Genomic DNA, 19,118 nt, shown 5'->3' with positions numbered 1-19,118 from the left:
GGTTCGGCATCCTGACAATAGGATTGCAGAGCTGTAGTGGGGCGTGACGTTGGCCGTGCGGCCAGCTATCGCAGCGTCGCCCATTGGCGCGATACTACGCGCGGGGCTCGCGCGTAAAAGGCTGCATGGCGCAGTTGTGGCATGACGGCAGTGGCAGCTTGGAACGTGTCGAGAGCATACTTAACCCGCTCTATCTGGAAGGTAACGAGACGTGGGAAACGGGATTGATCGCACCTTATCCGCAGACTGGCCGTATCCGAGGCTGGTTGCGCATCGCTGCGGCGGCACGCTGGCGCCGGAGAACACGCTGGCCGGTTTCGACGCATGCGTGCGTTACGGCTACCGCATGGTCGAATTCGACGCCAAGCTCTCTGCTGACAACCAGCTCTTTCTGTTGCACGACGACACGCTGGAACGCACGACCAACGGTCATGGCGCCGCTGCTGAACACACGTGGAACCAACTGGCCGCGCTCGACGCCGGCGCCTGGTTCGGCCCGCAGTTCGCCGGTACGCATCTGCCGACGCTCGCCGAAGCCGCCGGACGTTGCGCACGAGATGGCATTGCCGCCAACATCGAAATCAAACCCTGCCCGGGGCGGGACGAGATCACCGGGCGTCTGGTCGCAAGCGGCGCATTGACTTTGTGGCAAGGGCAAACGCCGCCGCTGCTGTCGTCGTTTTCGTTCGAGGCGCTTGCGGCAGCGCGCGATGCGGCGCCCTCGCTGCGACGCGGTATGCTGTTCGAAGAGGTGCCGGCTGACTGGCTGCGCATCGTGCGGAAGTTGGACTGCGTGTCGCTGCATGCGAGCCACCGGTACCTGACCGAGCCGCTGGTCGCCGAGATCAAGGCGGCCGGATTGCGCGTGCTGGCCTACACGGTGAACGACCCCGAGCGTGCGAGGCTGCTTGCGCAATGGGGTGTCGACATGATTTGCACAGATCGCATCGATAGACTGGAACACGACATGTTTTCGGCGCCGGTCAATCCAGACTGAGCCGGACTGAGCACGACACGGGTGCGCGAGTGCGAACTTGCACAGGCGTGTACCCATAGAGCTAGAAATTAGAAATTTTCCAAACGTAGCAATTTCGGCAGAGGATGGGGATAACTATGAAGCGCACCGCGTTAGCTCGTTTACTTTCGATGTCGGCCGCTGCGGGTGTCGCCGCAGCCGGCGTGAGCAGCGCCTCGGCCGCGCCGCTCGACGCACTGGTCGCAGCCGCCAAGCAGGAAGGCCAACTCACCGTGATCGCGTTGCCGCACGACTGGTGCAACTACGGTGAACTGGTGGCCGGTTTTCAGAAGAAGTACGGCATCAAGATCAACGAGCTGAACCCGGATGCGGGTTCGGGCGACGAAGTCGAAGCCATCAAGGCGAACAAGGGCAACAAGGGTCCGCAAGCGCCTGACGTGATCGACGTGGGTCTGTCGTTCGGTCCGACCGCGAAGGCCGAGGGTTTGCTGCAGCCGTACAAGGTCGCTTCGTGGAACTCGATTCCCAAGGAGTCGAAAGACGCCGACGGCTATTGGTATGGCGATTACTACGGCGTGCTGTCGTTTGAAGTGAACGCCGACATGATCGACAAGGCGCCGTCCGACTGGAGCGATCTGCTCAAGTCAGACTATAAGAACGCCGTCTCGCTGGCCGGCGACCCGCGCACGGCCAATCAGGCGATCCAGGCCGTGTTCGCAGCAGGTCTGTCGCAAAGCAAGGGCGATGTGAGCAAGGCCGACAAGGCCGGCCTCAAGTATTTTGCCGACCTGAACAAGAACGGCAACTTCGTGCCGGTGATCGGCAAGGCCGCATCGCTCGCGCAAGGCACCACGCCGATCGTCGTGCGTTGGGACTACAACGCGCTGGCCGACCGCGACACGCTGAAGGGCAATCCGAAGGTGCAGGTGGTGATTCCGAAGACGGGCGTGGTCGCCGGCGTGTACGTTCAGGCGATCAGCGCCTACGCACCGCATCCGAACGCCGCCAAGCTGTGGATGGAATACCTGTACTCCGACGAAGGCCAGATCGGCTGGCTGACCGGCTATTGCCACCCGATGCGCTATAACGAATTGGTAGCGGCGAAGAAGGTTCCGCAAGCGCTGCTCGACAAGCTGCCGCCGCCGTCGTCATACAAGAACGTGGTGTTCCCGACGCTGTCCCAGCAGGACGCCTACAAGGACACCATTACGAAGCACTGGGACGAAGCGGTCGGCGCGAACGTCAAGTAATCGTCGCGGCGCACGCGGTTGCGGCGGCAGCGGGGGCGGCGATCTATCGCATGCCGCACACGCCGCCGCTTCTAACCGCAACGTGCAGTTTCAAAGGTAGCGTGCCGCTCCACGAGAGCGGCGCGCCAGGCGTTAGCCAGATTGCCTAAGGGTGAGCTATGAGCGCTTCATCGGATGCTGGATCGGTGCAGCCGGAATTGCTGGTTCCGCCTGTACCCACGCCAACGCCTCGCGTCAACGGTCCGGGCCGCGCGTCGCAGTTCCTCGCCTGGATCGGCGTGGTGCCGTTTTTCACCTTCGCACTGCTGTTCCTGATTCTGCCGACCGGCTTTCTGATGGTCGGCGCGTTTCAGGATCCGCAAGGCCACTTCACGCTCGGCAATTTTCGCGACTTGCTCCAGCCCACGGTGCTGGACGCCTACTGGATCAGCTTCAAGGTAAGCGCCGCTTCAGCGCTCGGCGGCGCGTTGATCGGCTCGCTGCTCGCGTGGGCGGCGGTGCAAGGCAAATTGCCGGGTTGGATTCGTCCTACGTTGATGACGTTCTCCGGCGTCGCCTCGAATTTTGCCGGCGTGCCGCTCGCATTTGCCTTCATCTGCACGCTGGGGCGCGTCGGTCTCGTGACCGTATTGCTGAAGAAGTACCTCGGCTTCAACCTGTACTCGACGGGCTTCAGCGTTCTGAGTTTTTCCGGGTTGACGCTGACTTACCTGTACTTCCAGATTCCTTTGATGGTGCTGATCGTCACGCCCGCGCTCGACGGCCTGAAGCGCGAGTGGCGCGAAGCCTGCGACTGTCTCGGCGGCACGGCCTTCCAATATTGGCGCCACGTAGCGTTGCCGGTTTTGTGGCCGAGCGTGCTTGGCGCGACGCTGCTGCTGTTCGCCAATTCGTTCGGCGCGGTCGCCACGGCCTACGCACTGACCGGCAGTTCGCTGAACATCGTTACGATCCTGCTGTACGCGCAGATTCGCGGCGACGTCATGCACAACCAGAACCTCGGCTACGCGCTCGCGCTCGGCATGGTGCTCGTGACGGGCTTGTCGAATGGCGGCTACATCTGGCTGCGTTCACGCGCTGAAAGGGGCCGTCGATGAAAAGCCAGTCGCGTGTGGGTGCGTGGACCGCGATGATCGTCGGTTCGCTGTACTTTCTGATTCCGTTGCTCGCCACCTTCGAATTCAGCCTGCGCATGAAACGCGGCGTTTACAGCTTCGAGGCGTATAGCGTCGTGCTGAGCGATCCACGCTTCCAGGCCTCGTTCGGCTATTCGATCCTGATGGCGGTGCTGACGATCATTGTTGGCGTATTGCTGGTGGTGCCGACCGCGTACTACGTGCAGTTGCGGCTGCCGAAGCTGCGGCCGGTCGTCGAATTCATCACGCTGTTGCCGCTGGTGGTCCCGGCGATCGTGATCGTGTTCGGTTATCTGCGCATATACAACAGCAGTTCGATTCTGCCGCTCACGGCCAACGAACGCGCGACCGACCTGTTACTGGTGTTCGGTTACGTCACGCTCTCGCTGCCGTACATGTATCGCGCAGTCGACGCCGGTTTGCGCGCGGTCGACGTGCGCTCGCTGACCGAGGCCGCCGAATGTCTCGGGGCGAACTGGCCGACGATTCTGTTCAAAGTGATCTTCCCGAATATCCGCTCGGGCATTCTGTCCGGCGCGTTTCTCACCTTTGCTGTCGTGATCGGCGAGTTCACGCTGGCGAGTCTGCTCGACCGCCCCGCGTTCGGCCCGTATCTGCAATTGATCGGCGCGAACCGCGCGTATGAACCGTCGGCGCTTGCGATCATCGCGTTCGTGATCACATGGGCGTCGATGGGTTTGATTCAGGTATTCGGCTCGGCACGCGCGCTTAGCGGCCAGAAAATTTGACGGACTAATTTGACCGACTAAGGCAGCGAATCATGGCATTCCTTGAGATCGAAAATCTGCATAAGTCCTTCGGGGCGAACACTGCGCTGCATCACTTCGACATGAAGATCGAGCGCGGCGAATTCATCACGTTTCTTGGACCGTCCGGCTGTGGCAAGACCACGGTGCTGCGGATGATCGCCGGCTTCGAAACGCCGACGCGCGGCATCATCCGGCTGGATAACAAGGACGTGACGTACCTGCGCACGCGGCAGCGCAAGGTCGGCATGGTGTTCCAGTCGTACGCGCTGTTTCCGAACATGACGGTGGCCGACAACATCGGCTTCGGACTGAAGATCACGCACCGTCCGCAGGCGGAGATCAACAAGCGCGTCGAGGAGATGTTGCAACTGATCAAGCTGCCGCATCTCGGTGAGCGCTATCCGTGGCAGTTGTCGGGTGGCCAGCAGCAGCGCGTGGCGCTGGCGCGCGCGCTCGCCGGCAAGCCACAGGTGCTGTTGCTCGATGAACCGCTGTCGGCGCTCGACGCGAAGATCCGCATTTCGTTGCGGCAAGACATCCGCGCGTTGCAGCGCGAGTTAGGTATCACGTCGATTTTCGTCACGCACGATCAGGAAGAGGCGCTGTCCATTTCCGACCGCATCGTGGTGATGAACGAGGGGCGCGTCGAACAGATCGGCACGCCTTCGGAAATCTACAACTATCCGCGTACGCGCTTTGTCGCGTCGTTCGTCGGCACGCTGAACATTCTGGCGGGGCATGTGATCGACCCGAAGACCGGCAAGATGGCCGTCGACGGTCAGGAGTTGACTACCACGCAAGAACTGCCGGCAGACGACGCGGGCAAGAAGCGCATGCTCGCGCTGCGGCCCGAAGCCATTGTGCTGGAACCGGCCGCGCCGGGCCGCAATACGCTGAACGCGACCGTCGAAGAAGTAAATTTCCTCGGCGCGGTGGTGCGTATCAGAGCGCGCGTGAAAGACGCGGTGATTTCACTCGATGTGTTCAACGACCCGAATCGCGGCTTGCCCGAACGGGGTCAACCGGTATCGCTGGGTTTCTCGCACGAGAACTTGCTGGTGCTGGAAGAGGGTGGTGCATAGAAGGCGAACAGCAGTATCTGACGTTGGCGAAAGCCCCGCGTACAGACCAGGCGGTTTCGGATGAAGTGGGCGAAAGCCCCAGCCCCAAAGGCTCTCCGGGTTTTCCCGGATTTGTGGCATGGACGGATTCCGGATTCCCCGACGCCCCTCGTCCGGATTTCCGGAATCCCGGACTGCGCGTGCTGTAACACGCCAAAAAACCTATAAAAATCAAAGCGGTTCGCTTTTCGTCAAGCTGGCATCGACCTTGCAATTTAGATCACGCGGCCGCAACGGTCCGACAACTAAAGCAAGGAGACAACGATGTCTGATTTCCCTTCCCGGTATATCTGAATTCGTCGTCTTGTCGCGGCCTAATGCCGTGCACAGGCGTGACGACTATTCGTTCGCATGATGCGCAGCGTGGCAGGCCTTGAGCTCACCCATATCGCAGGAAACATCGTGAAGAAACCTATCCACAAAGTGCTGTACGTCCAGGTGATCGTGGCGATCATCATCGGCATTGCGCTTGGCCATTATTCGCCGGACTTCGCTGTCGACATGAAGCCGCTCGGCGATGGCTTCATCAAGCTGATCAAGATGGTGATCGGGCCGATCATCTTCTGTACGGTGGTGACGGGTATCGCCGGTATGGAAGACATGAAGAAGGTCGGGCGCGTCGGCGGCAAGGCGCTGCTGTACTTCGAAATCGTCTCGACGTTCGCGCTGGTGCTCGGCCTGATTGCCACGCACGTGCTGAAACCGGGCGTCGGCTTCAACATCGATCCGGCTACGCTCGACGGCAAGGCTGTCGCTTCGTATGCCGCGAAGGCACACGGCCAGACCACGGTCGACTTCCTGATGCACATCATCCCGGACACGCTCGTGTCGGCGTTCGCACAGGGCGAAATCCTGCAGATCCTGCTGATCGCACTGTTGTTCGGCGCGGTGCTGGCCACGGCCGGTGAGAAGGGCAAGGTCGTCACCAACTTCATCGACGGGCTTTCGCATGTGCTGTTCGGCATTGTGCGCATCATCACGAAGCTGGCGCCGATCGGCGCGTTCGGCGCGATGGCGTTCACCATCGGCAAGTACGGCATCGGCTCGCTGCTGCCGATGCTCAAGCTGATCGGCACGTTCTATCTGACTTCGATCGTGTTCGTGGTGGTCGTGCTCGGCATCATCGCGCGTGCGGTGGGCTTCAACATCCTGCGCTTTGTCGGCTACATCAAGGAAGAGATGCTGATCGTGCTCGGCACGAGCTCGTCGGAAGCCGCGCTGCCGCAACTGATGCTGAAGCTCGAAAAGCTCGGCTGCTCGCGTTCGGTTGTGGGCCTCGTGGTGCCGACCGGTTACTCGTTCAACCTCGACGGCACCAACATCTACATGACGATGGCCGTGCTGTTCATCGCTCAGGCGACCAACACCGACCTCACGTGGACGCAGCAGCTCACGCTGCTGGCGGTGACGATGCTGACGTCGAAGGGCGCGAGCGGTGTGACGGGTGCAGGCTTCATCACGCTGGCCGCCACGCTCGCTGTGGTGCCGACCATTCCGCTGTCGGGCATGGTGCTGATTCTCGGTATCGACCGTTTCATGAGCGAATGCCGCGCGCTGACCAACATCGTCGGTAACGGTGTGGCGACGGTGGTGGTGTCGGCATGGGAAAAGGAACTGGACCGCAACAAGCTGAACGCCGCGTTGCGGGGTGAAGTGGCGGTCAAAGAGCCGGCCGAGGCTTAAGTCAGGCAACCGTCACGAGCACGACTTCGGCCGCGGACGCCCACCCATGAAAGCGGCGACCGCGAGCCGGGACCCCGCGCCGTCGGCCGACGAAGCTTACGCCGACGACGCGGCGCCTTATGCCACAATATCCGATCCTCACCGATCGGATATTGCCAACGTGACGCGCCGCCTGCTGATCCTCTTCGCGCTCGTCGCCGGGCTCGTGGTGGCGTGCGGGCTTACGTACACCATCGCGTGGCAGAGCGGGATCGATAATTTGCGGCGCAACGCCGCGGTGCGGGTCGATCGTACGACCAGCGCGCTGAAAAGCACGCTCGAGCGCTACGAATCGCTGCCTTATCTGCTGGCCGAACATCCCATTGTGCAAGACGTGCTGGTCAATCCCAGCCCTGCCAACGTCGAACGCGCCAATCTCTATCTCGAGGACCTCAACCGCCACGCGCGGGCAACGGTCACCTACATCATTCCGCTCGACGGCTATTGCGTCGCCGCGAGCAACTGGCATGGGCCGGGCAGCTTCATCGGCGCGGGCTATCAATTCCGGCCGTATTTTCTCGATGCGGTGAAGGGTGGCGTGGGCCGCTTCTTCGGTATCGGCACGATTTCCCAGGCGCCCGGTTACTACATCTCGCAGCCGGTGCGGCGTGACGGCAAGATCGTCGGCGTGGCAGTCGTCAAACTCGATCTCGAATGGTTTCAGGGCGCGGATGCGTCTGAACCTTTGGTTGTCACCGACGATCACGGCGTGATCTTTCTGTCGTCGGTGCCGGCGTGGAAATATCACACGATCCGGCCGTTGTCGGGGCAAGTCGCGGACTCGATCTACCAGGCGCGCCAGTATGCGCAGCAACCGATCCCGCCGCTGCCGGTGACGATCGAGCGCACGCTCGAAGGCAATGCGCAGATCGTGCGTATCGGCGGCGGCCGCTATGCGCCGCGCTATCTGGCGTCGCGGCGCGGCATGGGCGAGCCGGACTGGCATCTGATCACGATGTCGCCGGTCGGTCCTGTCAACGCTGACGCGCGCAATGCGACTATCGTGACCGGCTTCGGCTACGTGTCGCTGGTGCTGTTCGCGTTCTACTGGAGAATGCGCCGTGCCCGGGTGCGAGAAGTGATGCGCAGCCGTTCGCTGCTGCAAAAGGCCTACGCTGAATTGAACCAGCGCGTGGCCGCGCGCACTGCGGATCTCTCGCAGGCGAACGAGCAGTTGCAGAAGGAAGTCGCCGAGCGAACGCGCGCCGAACAGGAACTGCGCGCGGCGCACGATGAGCTGATCCAGGCCAGCAAGCTAGCCGCGCTGGGTCAGATGGCGGCCGGCATCACGCATGAATTGAATCAGCCGCTCGCGGCACTGCGTGGTTTCTCGGACAACACGCGCGTGCTGCTCGAACGCGGCGACCAGGCGTCGGCGTTCGAAAATCTCGAAGCGATCGCTGCGCTCACCGAGCGCATGGGCAAGATCACCAATCAGTTGAAGTTGTTTGTCGGCCGCGCCCGGCCGCGCAGTGCGCGTGCGCCGGTCATGCGAGCGTTGCGCAACGTCATCGCGCTGCTGCAAAAGCGCCTGCAAGGCGTCGAAGTCGGTTTCGCTTTGCTCGATGCCGGCACCGGCGCGCGCATGCCGCTGAATCTCGCCGACGATCCCTCCGATCTGGTTGCCAATTGCGACGATCTGCGGCTCGAACAGGTGTTGATCAATCTGCTCGGCAACGCGCTAGACGCAACGGCGGGGATGACGCCGCCACGCATTTCGATCGAGATCGAAACCGCTGAGTCGAGTGTGTCGTTCGCTGTGCACGACAACGGCCCAGGCATTCCCGACGACGTGCTGCCGCGTCTGTTCGAACCGTTCTTCACTACGAAAGAAATGGGCCAGGGCCTGGGGCTCGGCCTCGCGATTTCATCGTCGATTGCGCGCGACTGCGGCGGCACACTGGTGGCGCGCAACGCGCCGGACGGCGGTGCATTATTCGTATTGACGCTGCGCCGCGCGCGCGTGCAGACGAGCCATACATCGGACCCGCTCACCACGGGTTCCTGAATCAGACGAGAACAACATGCTGAACGACGGCTTGCAGGTACTGTATATCGAAGACGACGAGCTGGTGCGGCGTGCCAGCGTGCAGAGTTTGCAACTGGCGGGCTTCGAGGTGATCGGCCATGCGTCGGCGGAATCCGCAGCGAAGATGATTAGCGCGGATTTCTCCGGGGTGATCGTCAGCGATATTCGCTTGCCTGGCGCGAGCGGACTCGAACTGCTTGCGCAGTGCCACGAGCGCGCGCCAGACGTGCCGGTGATTCTGGTCACCGGTCATGGCGATATTTCGATGGCCGTGCAGGCGATGCGTGACGGCGCGTATGACTTCATCGAAAAGCCGTTCGCATCCGAGCGTCTGATCGAAACCGTGCGACGTGCGCTGGAGCGCCGCAAGCTGGTGCTGGAGAACCTCGCGCTGCGTCGTGAGCTGGCCGGGCAGAACACGGTCGCGCCGCGCATCATCGGTCGTAGTCCAGCAATCGAGCAGGTGCGGCGGCTGATCGCGAATATCGCGCCGACCGACGCGTCGGTGCTGATCAACGGCGACACGGGCGCGGGCAAGGAGTTGATCGCGCGTAGTCTGCATGAACTGTCGCCGCGGCGTGACAAACCGTTTATCGCGGTGAACTGCGGCGCGCTGCCGGAGCCGATGTTCGAGTCGGAAATGTTCGGCTACGAACCCGGTGCCTTCACCGGCGCGGCAAAACGCCGCATCGGTAAGCTTGAACATGCTTCGGGCGGCACGCTGTTCCTCGATGAGATCGAGAGCATGCCGCTCGCGTTGCAGGTCAAGCTGCTGCGCGTGTTGCAGGACGGGGTGCTGGAACGGCTCGGCTCGAATCAGCCGATTCGCGTGAATTGTCGCGTGGTGGCCGCCGCGAAGGGCGATATGGCGGAGCATGTCGCGGACGGGTCGTTCCGGCGCGACTTGCTATACCGCCTGAACGTAGTGACGATCGCGCTGCCGCCGTTGGGTGAACGTCGCGAGGACATCGTGCCGCTCTTCGAGCACTTCCTGCTGGACGCGGCCGTGCGTTATCAGCGCCCCGCGCCGATTCTCACTGACCGGCAGCGTGCCAGCCTGATGCAACGGGAATGGCCGGGGAATGTGCGCGAGCTGCGCAATGCCGCCGACCGCTTCGTGCTTGGCGTCGCCGACGATCCGGTCATGTCTTTCGCCGACGACGGCGTAGCGCCACAACCGTTGAAGGAACGTGTCGAGCAATTCGAGCGGGCGGTGATCGCGGAGGCGTTGGAGCAGGCCGCCGGGGTAGTCGCGGTCGCAGCAGACAAGTTGCAGCTTGGAAAGGCGACGCTCTACGAGAAGATCAAGCGATATGGCCTCGCGGCCAAAGGGGAAGGGGAACGGTGAGAATTTGAAGCGCCGGCGGCGAGGCGGTATGACCTCGGCGCCGGCGTGTTTGTCTGGGTGTTTTACTTCAGGCTTTTCGTGGGGCAATCAGGCCGCGTTCAGCGCTTTTTCCAGCAACTGGTCGAGTTCCGCGAATTGCGGTTCGCCGACATAGCGCTTCAGAATCTTGCCGTCCTTGTCGATCAGGAAGGTGGTCGGCGTGAGCTGCACATTGCCGAACTGCTTGGCGGCAGAGCCGTCGTCCATAGCAACCTTGAAAGGCAACTGGCGGGTTTGCGTGTAGTTGGCCACGTACATCGGTGCGTCGTAGTTCATTGCGACGGCGACGAATTCGAGCCCTTTGCCTTTGAAGCGGTTATAGGTCTGGACCATCTGCGGCATTTCCTTCATGCAGGTGTCGCAACTGGTCGCCCAGAAGTTGACCAGGTAGACCTTGCCTTTCAGATCGGCGGTCGAGACTTTCTGCCCCGACAGCAACGTGAAGGTCGCATCCGGCACGCGCTGCTGGCCGGCGAACGCAAAATAGCCGGCAATCGCGATCGCTACGGCCACGACGGCAATGATGATGATGCGAAGCGGATTCGCGCGCCGTGCGGCGGTGGACGGGGTGGAACTCATGAACGGAACCTCGAGAGTCGCGCAGAACGCGCGGAACAGTACGTGGATTTGGACTGTTAAATCCGGTATTGCTTGGCTCCGCTATTGTAGCCCCATTCCGGCAACGCGGCAGCGGGCGGCCCGGGAGGCGATAATAGGACTTTACGTTCCTGTCAGTCCAATCTTCTGTCCCCATGCTCCGAACTGCTTTTCGCTTGCTCGCCCGAATCTCGATCATCCCGTTTGGCCGCCCCGTTAGCCGTTCCTCAAGTTTCGCCCTGGCAAACGGTCGCCCGGCCGGTGCCGCTTTCCGCTTGCGGCGAGCACGAGCAGTTCTCCGAACGGTGGCCTGCGCGCTGGCGTTGGGCGGCGCGTTGGCAGCGTGTTCGCCGACCTTCGACTGGCGCACCGTCATGAATAACGACAACGGCTACACGGTCGACCTGCCGTCCAAGCCGGACAACGATCAGCGCGCGGTCCAGATCGACGGCAAGCCGATGCAGATGGCGATGCAGACAGCCGAAGCCGGCGACGCCGTGTTCGCGGTCGGCACCGTGATGCTGCCGAACGATGACGAAGCGACGCAGCGTGCCGCCCTCGAATTCCTGCGCACGGGGCTCGCCCGTAACGTCGGCGCCGCGCCGGACGCGCACGCGGTGCAAATTCCGCTGGCCGCAGGCGGTCAGGTGCTGGGTCTGGAAATGAAGCTGACCGGTGAGGCTGGCTCGCAACACGAGACGCGCACCGTCTATGCGCGGCTGGTCGCGCGTGGCCGGCATGTGTATCAGGCCGCAATCATTGCGTCCAAGCCGGTTCAGCAGGAGCAGGTCGACCAGTTTTTTTCGTCGTTCCAGCTCTATTGAAAGTTGAAAGCGGCGTTTTTTGGTCAACTCGGTGCGCGACAGGATCGTAGTGCACAGTGAAAGTTCCTTCGTAGCATCGCGCGCTAATTCCCGGTTTACGTTGAAGTTTTCCGGTTGCGCACGGAGGCTGTGGATAACTCTGTTGAGAACTTCGCGTTTTTTGCCGCAGATGCCCATCCCGTGGGCATTCTGTCAGACTGAGTCAGCTCCGGGCGGTCGAAATAAGTCAATTAAATCAATGCCTTTGGGATGCGTGTCTCTGTATGCCTTTCAGTTGTTTCCAGATTTATCTGGAACGCGCACTTGTGCATAAGTCAAGTCTTGACAGGCGATTTTTCGCCTTATACAGACCCAAACGCCCGGCGATATTGGATGGCCTCACCGACTTGCGCCGCGCTCGGCATAGCCGCGCCGGCCAGGTCGGCGATGGTCCGCGCCACCTTCAGGACTCTGTAGTAAGCACGCGCCGACCAGCCGAAACGCTCGCCGGCCTGGCGCAGCAAAGCTTCGCCGTCTGCGTCGGGGCGGCAGACCTCGTCCACTTCACGTCCGCCCAGTTCCCGATTGGTTTTGCCTTGCCGGGCTAGTTGCCGCTCGCGAGCGGCATTCACCCGTAGGGCGATCGCTGCACTCGATTCACCGGCGGTGGTGGAACGCGCCGACAACTCCGCCGGCGTGAGCGCAGGAATCTCGAGCTGGATGTCGATCCGGTCGAGCAGCGGCCCGGACAGCTTGCGCAGATAACGCGCCGCAATTTCCGGCGTGCATCGGCAGCGACCGTTGGGGTCGCCGCGCCATCCGCAGGGGCAGGGGTTCATCGCGGCGATCAACTGGCACGCTGCTGGAAAATCCGCTTGCAAGGCGGCGCGCGAGATCGTGATGCGCCCGGCCTCGAGGGGCTCGCGCAGGGTCTCCAGCACATGGCGGTCGAATTCCGGCAATTCGTCGAGAAACAGCACGCCCAGATGCGCCAGGGTGATTTCGCCGGGTTGCGGCGGATTGCGCCCGCCGACCAGCGCCGGCCCACTCGACGAATGATGCGGCGCGCGAAACGGCCGCTGCCGCCATTGCGAGGGCGTAAAGCCGGCTCGGCTGGCGGACAGCAACGCCGCCGAGCTGAGCGCCTCGTCGTCGGTCATGGGTGGGAGCAGGCTTGGCAGGCGGGCGGCGAGCATCGATTTGCCCGCGCCGGGCGGCCCGACCAGCAAGACGTGGTGTCCGCCGGCCGCGGCAACTTCAAGTGCGCGGCGCGCGCCGCGCTGGCCGATCACGTCGGCCATGTCAGGAATGGCGGCGGGCGCGGTCTCGCTGAGGTCGGGCGCCGCGACAGGGTAAAGCCTGGCGTCGGGCGCGCCGGCCAGATGTGCGCACAGCGACGGCAGATCGGTGGCGCCATAGACATCGACACCCGGCACGAGCGCTGCCTCGGCCGCGCTTGCCGCGGGCAGATAGAGCTGCGGGGTAGATTGAGCGGACGTCTCGGACGTCGCCGGTTCGGCTGAAGTAATACGAGTAGACGCAGAATCAGACATGCCGCCCGAGCCGCCGTGAGAAGCACCGCTGCGGGCCGTTCCGCAGGCCATCGCGAAAGCCCCGCGCATCGGCCGCAGCGCGCCGGTCAGTGACAGTTCGCCGGCGAATTCACGATGCAGGAGGGACTCGGCAGGAATTTGCCCGCTCGCCGCCAGGATGCCTAAAGCGATCGGCAGATCGAAGCGGCCGGACTCCTTCGGCAAATCGGCAGGCGCGAGATTGACGGTGATGCGCCGCACGGGGAAATCGAAGCTGCAGTTCTGTAGCGCCGCGCGCACGCGCTCGCGGCTTTCGCGCACTTCCAGATCCGGAAGGCCGACGATCGAAAAAGAGGGTAATCCGTTGGCGAGGTGGACCTCGACGGTTACTTCGGGCGCGCGGCCAGAGGCCGGCGCGCGACTGCGCACCACGGCAAGCGACATGTTTTCTCCCGTCGGACCGCGCGCAGATGGCGCGCGCGAGTCCCCTAAAACGCTGATGACGTCACGGCTCGCTTGCCAGTGATGTGCAGCACTACGCAGCTAAAGCGCTGCGAGCAAAGCTTCAGGGCGTTTGCGTTGTGACCGGCAGCTTCTGTTCGAGCTCGGCGACGCGGCGCTCCAGCTCCTCGAGGCGCGCGCGGGTGCGCACCAGCACCTGGGTCTGCGTATCGAATTCCTCACGCGTGACCAGGTCGAGCTTGGAAAAGCCCTGCGACAGCATGGCTTTCACGTTGCGTTCGACATCTTTGGCCGGCGAGTTCTTGAACAGCTCGCTCATGCGGGCCTGAAAATCGTTAAAGACATCGTTCGGTTGTTTCATGGTGTTCCCCTTAATGCACAAAAAATGTGCATGTTTCATTGCGCCTGTGCTTTGTCGCGTCGAATGGTCCGTCTTGGTGCATGGCTTGTTGCCTGCCGCTGCCGCATGAGCCCGTTTGGTGCGCGCTCAAACGTTAAATGCCTTCGAACACTCTAGCAACGATCCATACGCCGCGCCACCGTGCCCCGCCAACGTTGGCCATCCGGCCAGGGCGGCTTGCGCCCCTTCTGCAGCATGCCCCGGACGAAGTCTGACACAACATGGCATGCGAGTTGCTGTTACTGCCCCGCGCGCACTGCCGGGTGCTTTTTACCGGCAGCGGAACGAGACCACGCGAACGGGTTACAGGGTACGCAAACAGGGTTACGCAACGGGTTACGCAACTTAGCGAGGGATTTCATGAAACTCATTACCGCAATCATCAAGCCGTTCAAGCTCGATGAGGCGCGCGAAGCCTTGTCGGCCATCGGCGTCTCAGGCATCACGGTGACGGAAGTCAAAGGCTTCGGTCGTCAGAAGGGCCATACGGAACTGTATCGGGGCGCTGAATACGTCGTCGATTTCCTGCCGAAGGTGAAGATCGAGGCCGCTGTCTCGGACGACATCGTCGACCAGGCGATCGAGGCGCTCGAACGCGCGGCACGCACCGGCAAGATCGGCGACGGCAAGATTTTTGTCACGCCGATCGAGCAAGTGATTCGGATTCGCACCGGGGAGACCGGCGCGGACGCTCTGTAACACCAAAAGATAGCGACACAGATAGCGACAAGAGGAAACGAAGATGCGCAAATTATTGATGTCCATGCTGATGGCCGGTTCGCTGCTCGCGGGCGGTATCGGCGCCGCCCTCGCGGACGACGCTTCCGCCCCCGCAGCCGCCTCGGCGCCTGCTTCCGATACGACGGCGAGCGCGCCGGCGCCTGACGCTTCGGCAGCGCCTGCTGCCGCCGCGGCTTCGGCACCGGCCGCTGATGCGTCCGCCGCACCGGCTGCCAGCGCCGCCGCAGCCGCGCCGGCAGCATCGGACGCCGCGCCTGCCGCCCCGACCGCGCCGTTCTCGGTCGATTCGTCGAAGATCAATTCGGGCGACACCGCCTGGATGCTGACCTCCACCGCGCTCGTGCTGTTCATGACGATCCCGGGTCTGGCGCTGTTCTACGGCGGTATGGTCCGCAAGAAGAGCGTGCTCGCGATCCTGATGCAAAGCTTCGCGATCACCTGCCTCGTGTCGATCATCTGGGTCGTGGTGGGCTATAGCCTTGCCTTCACGCCGGGTGGTTCGTTCATCGGCGGCTTCTCGCGCTTCTTCATGGCGGGTATGAACTACATCAAGGGCGACAAGGCCACGACGCTGACCGTCAGCCACCTCGCGCCGACGATCCCGGAAACGGTCTACGTCGTCTATCAGATGACGTTCGCGATCATTACGCCGGCACTGATCACGGGCGCGTTTGCTGACCGTATGAAGTTCTCGGCAATGCTGGTGTTCATGACGCTGTGGTCGATCATCGTCTACTCGCCGATCGCGCACATGGTCTGGGAACCGAGCGGCTGGCTGGCCGCCGCGGGCATCCTCGACTTCGCGGGCGGCACGGTGGTGCACATCAACGCCGGTATCGCGGCGCTGGTCTGCGCGCTGGTGCTCGGCAAGCGTGTTGGCTACGGCAAGGAAGCGATGGCGCCGCACAACCTGACGCTCACGCTGATCGGTGGCGCCATGCTGTGGGTAGGCTGGTTCGGCTTCAACGCGGGTTCGGCAGTGGCGGCAGACGGCCGTGCCGGTTTCGCGATGTTCGCAACGCAAGTGGCAACCGCAGCAGCAGCACTCGCATGGATGTTCGCCGAATGGGCAACCAAGGGTAAGCCGTCGGTACTCGGTATCGTGTCGGGTGCCGTGGCAGGTCTGGTGGCGATTACGCCGGCTTCGGGCTTCGTCGGTATGGCGGGTTCGCTGGTGATCGGCATCGCGGCAGGCGTGATCTGCTTCTGGTCGGCAACGTGGCTCAAGCACAAGCTCGGTTACGACGACTCGCTCGACGCGTTCGGCGTGCACTGCATCGGCGGTATCGTGGGTGCGCTGCTGACCGGTGTGTTCGCGGTCAAGGACATCGGCGGCGCGGACGGCAGCGTCATCCTGCAAGCCAAGGGCGTGCTGACGACGCTGATCTACAGCGGCGTGGTGAGCTACATCCTGCTGAAGGTGATCGACATGGTGATGGGCCTGCGCGTGACGGAAGAAGAGGAACGCGAAGGTCTGGACGTGAGCCTGCACGGCGAACACGTCGAATAAGGACTTCTCCAAGGAAGGTCGAGCTCTCTCCAGGGCTCGACGGAGCAGAATCAAGCGCAGCGACTTTGGCCCGCCTTTATGGCGGGCTTTTTTCTGGCCGCGCATCTTGTGAGCAGTAGTTTTCCGCGCCTATCATGGCGATAGCGAGAATGCATCCGCATCGGCTTGCGAATGGAGAAAGCGTCCCCAAATGGACAAAGCATTTGCTCTACAATCTTTTTTCTCCAGTCTGCGAGTGATCAATGGTTCCGCACCTAGTTACGGCGTTAAACGGCCCGCTGCTCGACCTCGAGCGGAAGATCCTCGACGCTACCCCCGCCATCGAACGCTGGTTCCGGCTCGAATGGCAGGAGCACACGCCGCCGTTCTACTGTTCAGTCGACCTGCGTAACGCGGGCTTCAAGCTCGCGCCGGTCGACACCAATCTGTTTCCCGGCGCATTCAACAATCTGCCGCAGGAAGTGTTGCCGCTCGCCGTGCAGGCCGCGATGGCGTCGATCGAAAAGATCTGCCCGGACGCGAAGAACCTGCTGGTGATCCCCGAGCGCCATACGCGCAACGCGTTTTATCTGGAGAATGTCGCCCGTCTGGCCGCGATCATGCGCCAGGCCGGCTTGAACGTGCGTTTCGGCACGCTCGACGAAAGCATCGTCGGGCCGGTCACGATCGCGCTGTCCGACGGCCAGAAGCTCGTGCTCGAACCGCTCGAGCGCACGCCGCGGCGCCTCGGCTTGAAGAACTTCGACCCGTGCTCGATTCTGCTGAACAATGACCTGTCGGGCGGCATTCCGCCCGTGCTGGAAAATCTGCACGAGCAGTACCTGCTGCCGCCGCTGCATGCCGGCTGGGCGGTTCGCCGTAAATCGACGCACTTCTCCTGTTATGACGACGTCGCGAAGAAGTTCGCGAAGATGGTCGAGATCGATCCGTGGATGATCAATCCGTACTTCGCGCATGTCGAAGGGGTCGATTTCCAGGAACGCACCGGTGAAGAAGCGCTGACGGATGCGATCGACGGCGTGCTCAAGAAGATCGCCAGGAAGTATCGCGAGTACGGCATTTCCGAGAAACCGTATGTCGTCATCAAGTCGGATGCGGGCACGTATGGCATGGGCGTGATGACCGTGCACGACGCCTCGGAAGTGGCCGCGCTCACCAAGCGCGAACGCGCCAGGATGGCTGCCACCAAAGACGGCCTCGAAGTGCATGACGTGATCGTGCAGGAAGGGGTGTACACCTTCGAGCGGATCGGCGAAGAAGTCGCCGAGCCGGTCGTGTACATGATCGACCGTTACGTGGTGGGCGGCTTCTACCGCGTGCACGGCAGCCGCGAGCGCGATCAGAATCTGAACGCGCCCGGCATGCACTTCGTGCCGCTTGGCTTCGAGCATACGGCCCTGCCGGATGCCCACGCCAAGCCCGGCGCGGCGGTGCCGAACCGCTTCTATATGTACGGCGTGGTGGCGCGGCTCGGGTTGCTGGCCGCATCGGTCGAACTGGAAAAGACCGATCCGGAAGCGATTCAGGTTTAAGCCTCGCGAGGTGGTCGATGGCGGCATGCGTGCCGCCATCGTCATTTTCAGCGACTATATTGACGATCAATGCCAAGCCCTAAGGGCGCACCGGAATCCTCATGGACATTCTTTTCATTGCCGATCCGCTCACGCAGTTCAAGATCTACAAAGATTCCACCTACGCGATGATGGCAGAAGCCGCGCGCCGCGGTCACACGCTCTACACATGCGAGCCGAAGCATCTGGCGTGGACCGGCGGCGACGTCGAGGCGAACGTGCAGCGCTTTGCGATTACCGGCGACGTGACCGACCTGCATCGCGACACGTGGTACGCCGCTGAAGCGGCCACGCCAAAATCGCTGAAGAGTTTCAGCGCGGTCGTGATGCGCAAAGACCCGCCGTTCGACATGGAATACGTGACGTCGACGTGGCTGCTGGAAATGGCCGAACGCGGCGGCGCGCGCATTTTCAACAAGCCGCAGGCAATTCGCGATCATTCGGAAAAGCTGGCGATCGGCGAGTTCGCGCAGTTCGTGGCGCCGACTTTGGTGACGCGCGACGCAGCCCGTTTGCGCGCCTTCCATGAAGAACACGGTGACGTGATCCTCAAGCCGCTCGACGGCATGGGCGGCATGGGTGTGTTCCGCGTGAAGGCCGATGGCATGAATCTCGGCTCGATCATCGAGATGCTGAGCCACGACGGCGCGCGCTCGGTGATGGCGCAAAAGTTCATCCCCGAGATCAAGGAGGGCGACAAGCGCATTCTCCTGATCGGCGGCGAAGCGGTGCCGTTTTCGCTCGCGCGGATTCCTCAGGGTAATGAAGTGCGCGGCAACCTCGCCGCGGGTGGACTGGGCGTGGCGCGTCCGCTTACCGATCACGACCGCAAGATCGCCGACACGCTCGCGCCGGTGCTCGCCGCGCGTGGTCTGCTGCTGGTCGGGTTGGATGCGATCGGCGACTGGCTCACCGAGGTGAATGTGACGAGCCCAACGTGTTTCCGCGAGATCATGGATCAGACCGGCTTCGACGTCGCCGCGATGTTCATCGACGCATTGGAGCGCGCGGCCGCTTGAGGCGCAGCCCTTGAATGGCCGCCAAGGCCCCCAAACTGTGTAGTAAATCCGCATCAAGCGAAACACCGGCTTTGGCGTGAAAATGAGCCTGA

Annotated in this window: 16 protein-coding genes; 13 read left to right on the top strand and 3 right to left on the bottom strand. The window is 62.4% G+C overall.

Annotated elements, in window-relative coordinates:
• Positions 1–211: 211 nt before the first annotated feature.
• The 8 genes from ugpQ to M0D67_RS08835 all read left to right on the top strand — a co-directional run bounded on the left by ugpQ (position 212) and on the right by M0D67_RS08835 (position 10,352).
• Entirely contained in the window at positions 212–997 is a 786-nt protein-coding gene (gene ugpQ, locus M0D67_RS08870) for a glycerophosphodiester phosphodiesterase (protein ID WP_266238582.1), read from the top strand.
• A gap of 116 nt (positions 998–1,113) precedes the next feature.
• On the top strand, positions 1,114–2,226 hold the full coding sequence (locus M0D67_RS08865; protein WP_154564180.1) for an ABC transporter substrate-binding protein: 1,113 nt from the start codon (positions 1,114–1,116) through the stop codon (positions 2,224–2,226).
• Between the two features lie 158 nt (positions 2,227–2,384).
• A complete protein-coding gene (locus M0D67_RS08860) occupies positions 2,385–3,323 on the top strand; it encodes an ABC transporter permease subunit (protein WP_093645614.1) in 939 nt (312 codons plus the stop codon).
• On the top strand, positions 3,320–4,111 hold the full coding sequence (locus tag M0D67_RS08855; RefSeq protein ID WP_093645611.1) for an ABC transporter permease: 792 nt from the start codon (positions 3,320–3,322) through the stop codon (positions 4,109–4,111). Before M0D67_RS08860 ends, M0D67_RS08855 begins: the two co-directional genes overlap by 4 nt.
• Positions 4,112–4,143: 32 nt before the next feature.
• A complete protein-coding gene (locus M0D67_RS08850; RefSeq protein WP_171925149.1) occupies positions 4,144–5,214 on the top strand; it encodes an ABC transporter ATP-binding protein in 1,071 nt (356 codons plus the stop codon).
• Positions 5,215–5,655: 441 nt separating this feature from the next.
• Positions 5,656–6,936: a dicarboxylate/amino acid:cation symporter gene (locus tag M0D67_RS08845; RefSeq protein WP_168435856.1), complete on the top strand. Its 1,281-nt coding sequence runs from the start codon at positions 5,656–5,658 to the stop codon at positions 6,934–6,936.
• A gap of 46 nt (positions 6,937–6,982) precedes the next feature.
• Positions 6,983–8,983 carry an ATP-binding protein gene (locus M0D67_RS08840; RefSeq protein WP_266238579.1) on the top strand — a complete coding sequence of 667 codons (2,001 nt, stop codon included), beginning with the start codon at positions 6,983–6,985 and terminating at the stop codon, positions 8,981–8,983.
• A gap of 16 nt (positions 8,984–8,999) precedes the next feature.
• On the top strand, positions 9,000–10,352 hold the full coding sequence (locus tag M0D67_RS08835; RefSeq protein WP_171925151.1) for a sigma-54 dependent transcriptional regulator: 1,353 nt from the start codon (positions 9,000–9,002) through the stop codon (positions 10,350–10,352).
• An 87-nt stretch (positions 10,353–10,439) separates the two neighbouring features.
• Here the strand turns inward: M0D67_RS08835 and M0D67_RS08830 are convergent, their stop codons facing one another.
• Positions 10,440–10,970 carry a TlpA disulfide reductase family protein gene (locus M0D67_RS08830; RefSeq protein WP_154564188.1) on the bottom strand — a complete coding sequence of 177 codons (531 nt, stop codon included), beginning with the start codon at positions 10,968–10,970 and terminating at the stop codon, positions 10,440–10,442.
• 173 nt (positions 10,971–11,143) lie between these two features.
• Between M0D67_RS08830 and M0D67_RS08825 the strand changes: the two genes are divergently transcribed.
• Positions 11,144–11,812 (top strand): hypothetical protein, encoded by a 669-nt coding sequence (locus tag M0D67_RS08825; protein WP_266238575.1) that lies wholly within the window; start codon positions 11,144–11,146, stop codon positions 11,810–11,812.
• Positions 11,813–12,153: 341 nt separating this feature from the next.
• Here M0D67_RS08825 and M0D67_RS08820 read toward each other — a convergent pair whose 3' ends face one another.
• Complete coding sequence (locus M0D67_RS08820) at positions 12,154–13,767, bottom strand: YifB family Mg chelatase-like AAA ATPase (protein ID WP_266238573.1); 1,614 nt, start codon at positions 13,765–13,767, stop codon at positions 12,154–12,156.
• A gap of 121 nt (positions 13,768–13,888) precedes the next feature.
• Entirely contained in the window at positions 13,889–14,146 is a 258-nt protein-coding gene (locus tag M0D67_RS08815) for an accessory factor UbiK family protein (protein WP_154564624.1), read from the bottom strand.
• Positions 14,147–14,545: 399 nt separating this feature from the next.
• Here M0D67_RS08815 and M0D67_RS08810 point away from each other — a divergent pair, with 399 nt between their 5' ends.
• The 4 genes from M0D67_RS08810 to gshB all read left to right on the top strand — a co-directional run bounded on the left by M0D67_RS08810 (position 14,546) and on the right by gshB (position 19,026).
• Positions 14,546–14,884 (top strand): P-II family nitrogen regulator, encoded by a 339-nt coding sequence (locus tag M0D67_RS08810; RefSeq protein WP_006048089.1) that lies wholly within the window; start codon positions 14,546–14,548, stop codon positions 14,882–14,884.
• Positions 14,885–14,927: 43 nt separating this feature from the next.
• Positions 14,928–16,436 carry an ammonium transporter gene (locus M0D67_RS08805; RefSeq protein ID WP_154564622.1) on the top strand — a complete coding sequence of 503 codons (1,509 nt, stop codon included), beginning with the start codon at positions 14,928–14,930 and terminating at the stop codon, positions 16,434–16,436.
• Between the two features lie 242 nt (positions 16,437–16,678).
• Positions 16,679–17,968 carry a glutamate--cysteine ligase gene (gene gshA, locus M0D67_RS08800; protein WP_154564620.1) on the top strand — a complete coding sequence of 430 codons (1,290 nt, stop codon included), beginning with the start codon at positions 16,679–16,681 and terminating at the stop codon, positions 17,966–17,968.
• A 101-nt stretch (positions 17,969–18,069) separates the two neighbouring features.
• The gene (gene gshB, locus M0D67_RS08795) at positions 18,070–19,026 is read left to right on the top strand and encodes a glutathione synthase (protein WP_171925154.1); all 957 of its coding nucleotides are present in this window, start codon (positions 18,070–18,072) and stop codon (positions 19,024–19,026) included.
• Positions 19,027–19,118 lie beyond the last annotated feature (92 nt).

Origin of the sequence: Paraburkholderia sp. SECH4, assembly GCF_030511745.1 — a bacterium.
GTDB lineage: Bacteria > Pseudomonadota > Gammaproteobacteria > Burkholderiales > Burkholderiaceae > Paraburkholderia > Paraburkholderia madseniana.
Note: the sequence above shows the minus strand (reverse complement) of the source record. Positions and strands in the feature narration are given on the sequence as shown.

Bases quoted from the DNA above. Each gene is read 5' to 3' on its own strand.
- M0D67_RS08865 (WP_154564180.1), top strand. From the start codon at position 1,114: ATGAAGCGCACCGCGTTAGCTCGTTTACTTTCGATGTCGGCCGCTGCG.
- M0D67_RS08860 (WP_093645614.1), top strand. From the start codon at position 2,385: ATGAGCGCTTCATCGGATGCTGGATCGGTGCAGCCGGAATTGCTGGTT.
- M0D67_RS08855 (WP_093645611.1), top strand. From the start codon at position 3,320: ATGAAAAGCCAGTCGCGTGTGGGTGCGTGGACCGCGATGATCGTCGGT.
- M0D67_RS08850 (WP_171925149.1), top strand. From the start codon at position 4,144: ATGGCATTCCTTGAGATCGAAAATCTGCATAAGTCCTTCGGGGCGAAC.
- M0D67_RS08840 (WP_266238579.1), top strand. From the start codon at position 6,983: ATGAAAGCGGCGACCGCGAGCCGGGACCCCGCGCCGTCGGCCGACGAA.
- M0D67_RS08835 (WP_171925151.1), top strand. From the start codon at position 9,000: ATGCTGAACGACGGCTTGCAGGTACTGTATATCGAAGACGACGAGCTG.
- M0D67_RS08830 (WP_154564188.1), bottom strand. From the start codon at position 10,970: ATGAGTTCCACCCCGTCCACCGCCGCACGGCGCGCGAATCCGCTTCGC.
- M0D67_RS08825 (WP_266238575.1), top strand. From the start codon at position 11,144: ATGCTCCGAACTGCTTTTCGCTTGCTCGCCCGAATCTCGATCATCCCG.
- M0D67_RS08820 (WP_266238573.1), bottom strand. From the start codon at position 13,767: ATGTCGCTTGCCGTGGTGCGCAGTCGCGCGCCGGCCTCTGGCCGCGCG.
- M0D67_RS08815 (WP_154564624.1), bottom strand. From the start codon at position 14,146: ATGAAACAACCGAACGATGTCTTTAACGATTTTCAGGCCCGCATGAGC.
- M0D67_RS08810 (WP_006048089.1), top strand. From the start codon at position 14,546: ATGAAACTCATTACCGCAATCATCAAGCCGTTCAAGCTCGATGAGGCG.
- M0D67_RS08805 (WP_154564622.1), top strand. From the start codon at position 14,928: ATGCGCAAATTATTGATGTCCATGCTGATGGCCGGTTCGCTGCTCGCG.
- gshA (WP_154564620.1), top strand. From the start codon at position 16,679: ATGGTTCCGCACCTAGTTACGGCGTTAAACGGCCCGCTGCTCGACCTC.
- gshB (WP_171925154.1), top strand. From the start codon at position 18,070: ATGGACATTCTTTTCATTGCCGATCCGCTCACGCAGTTCAAGATCTAC.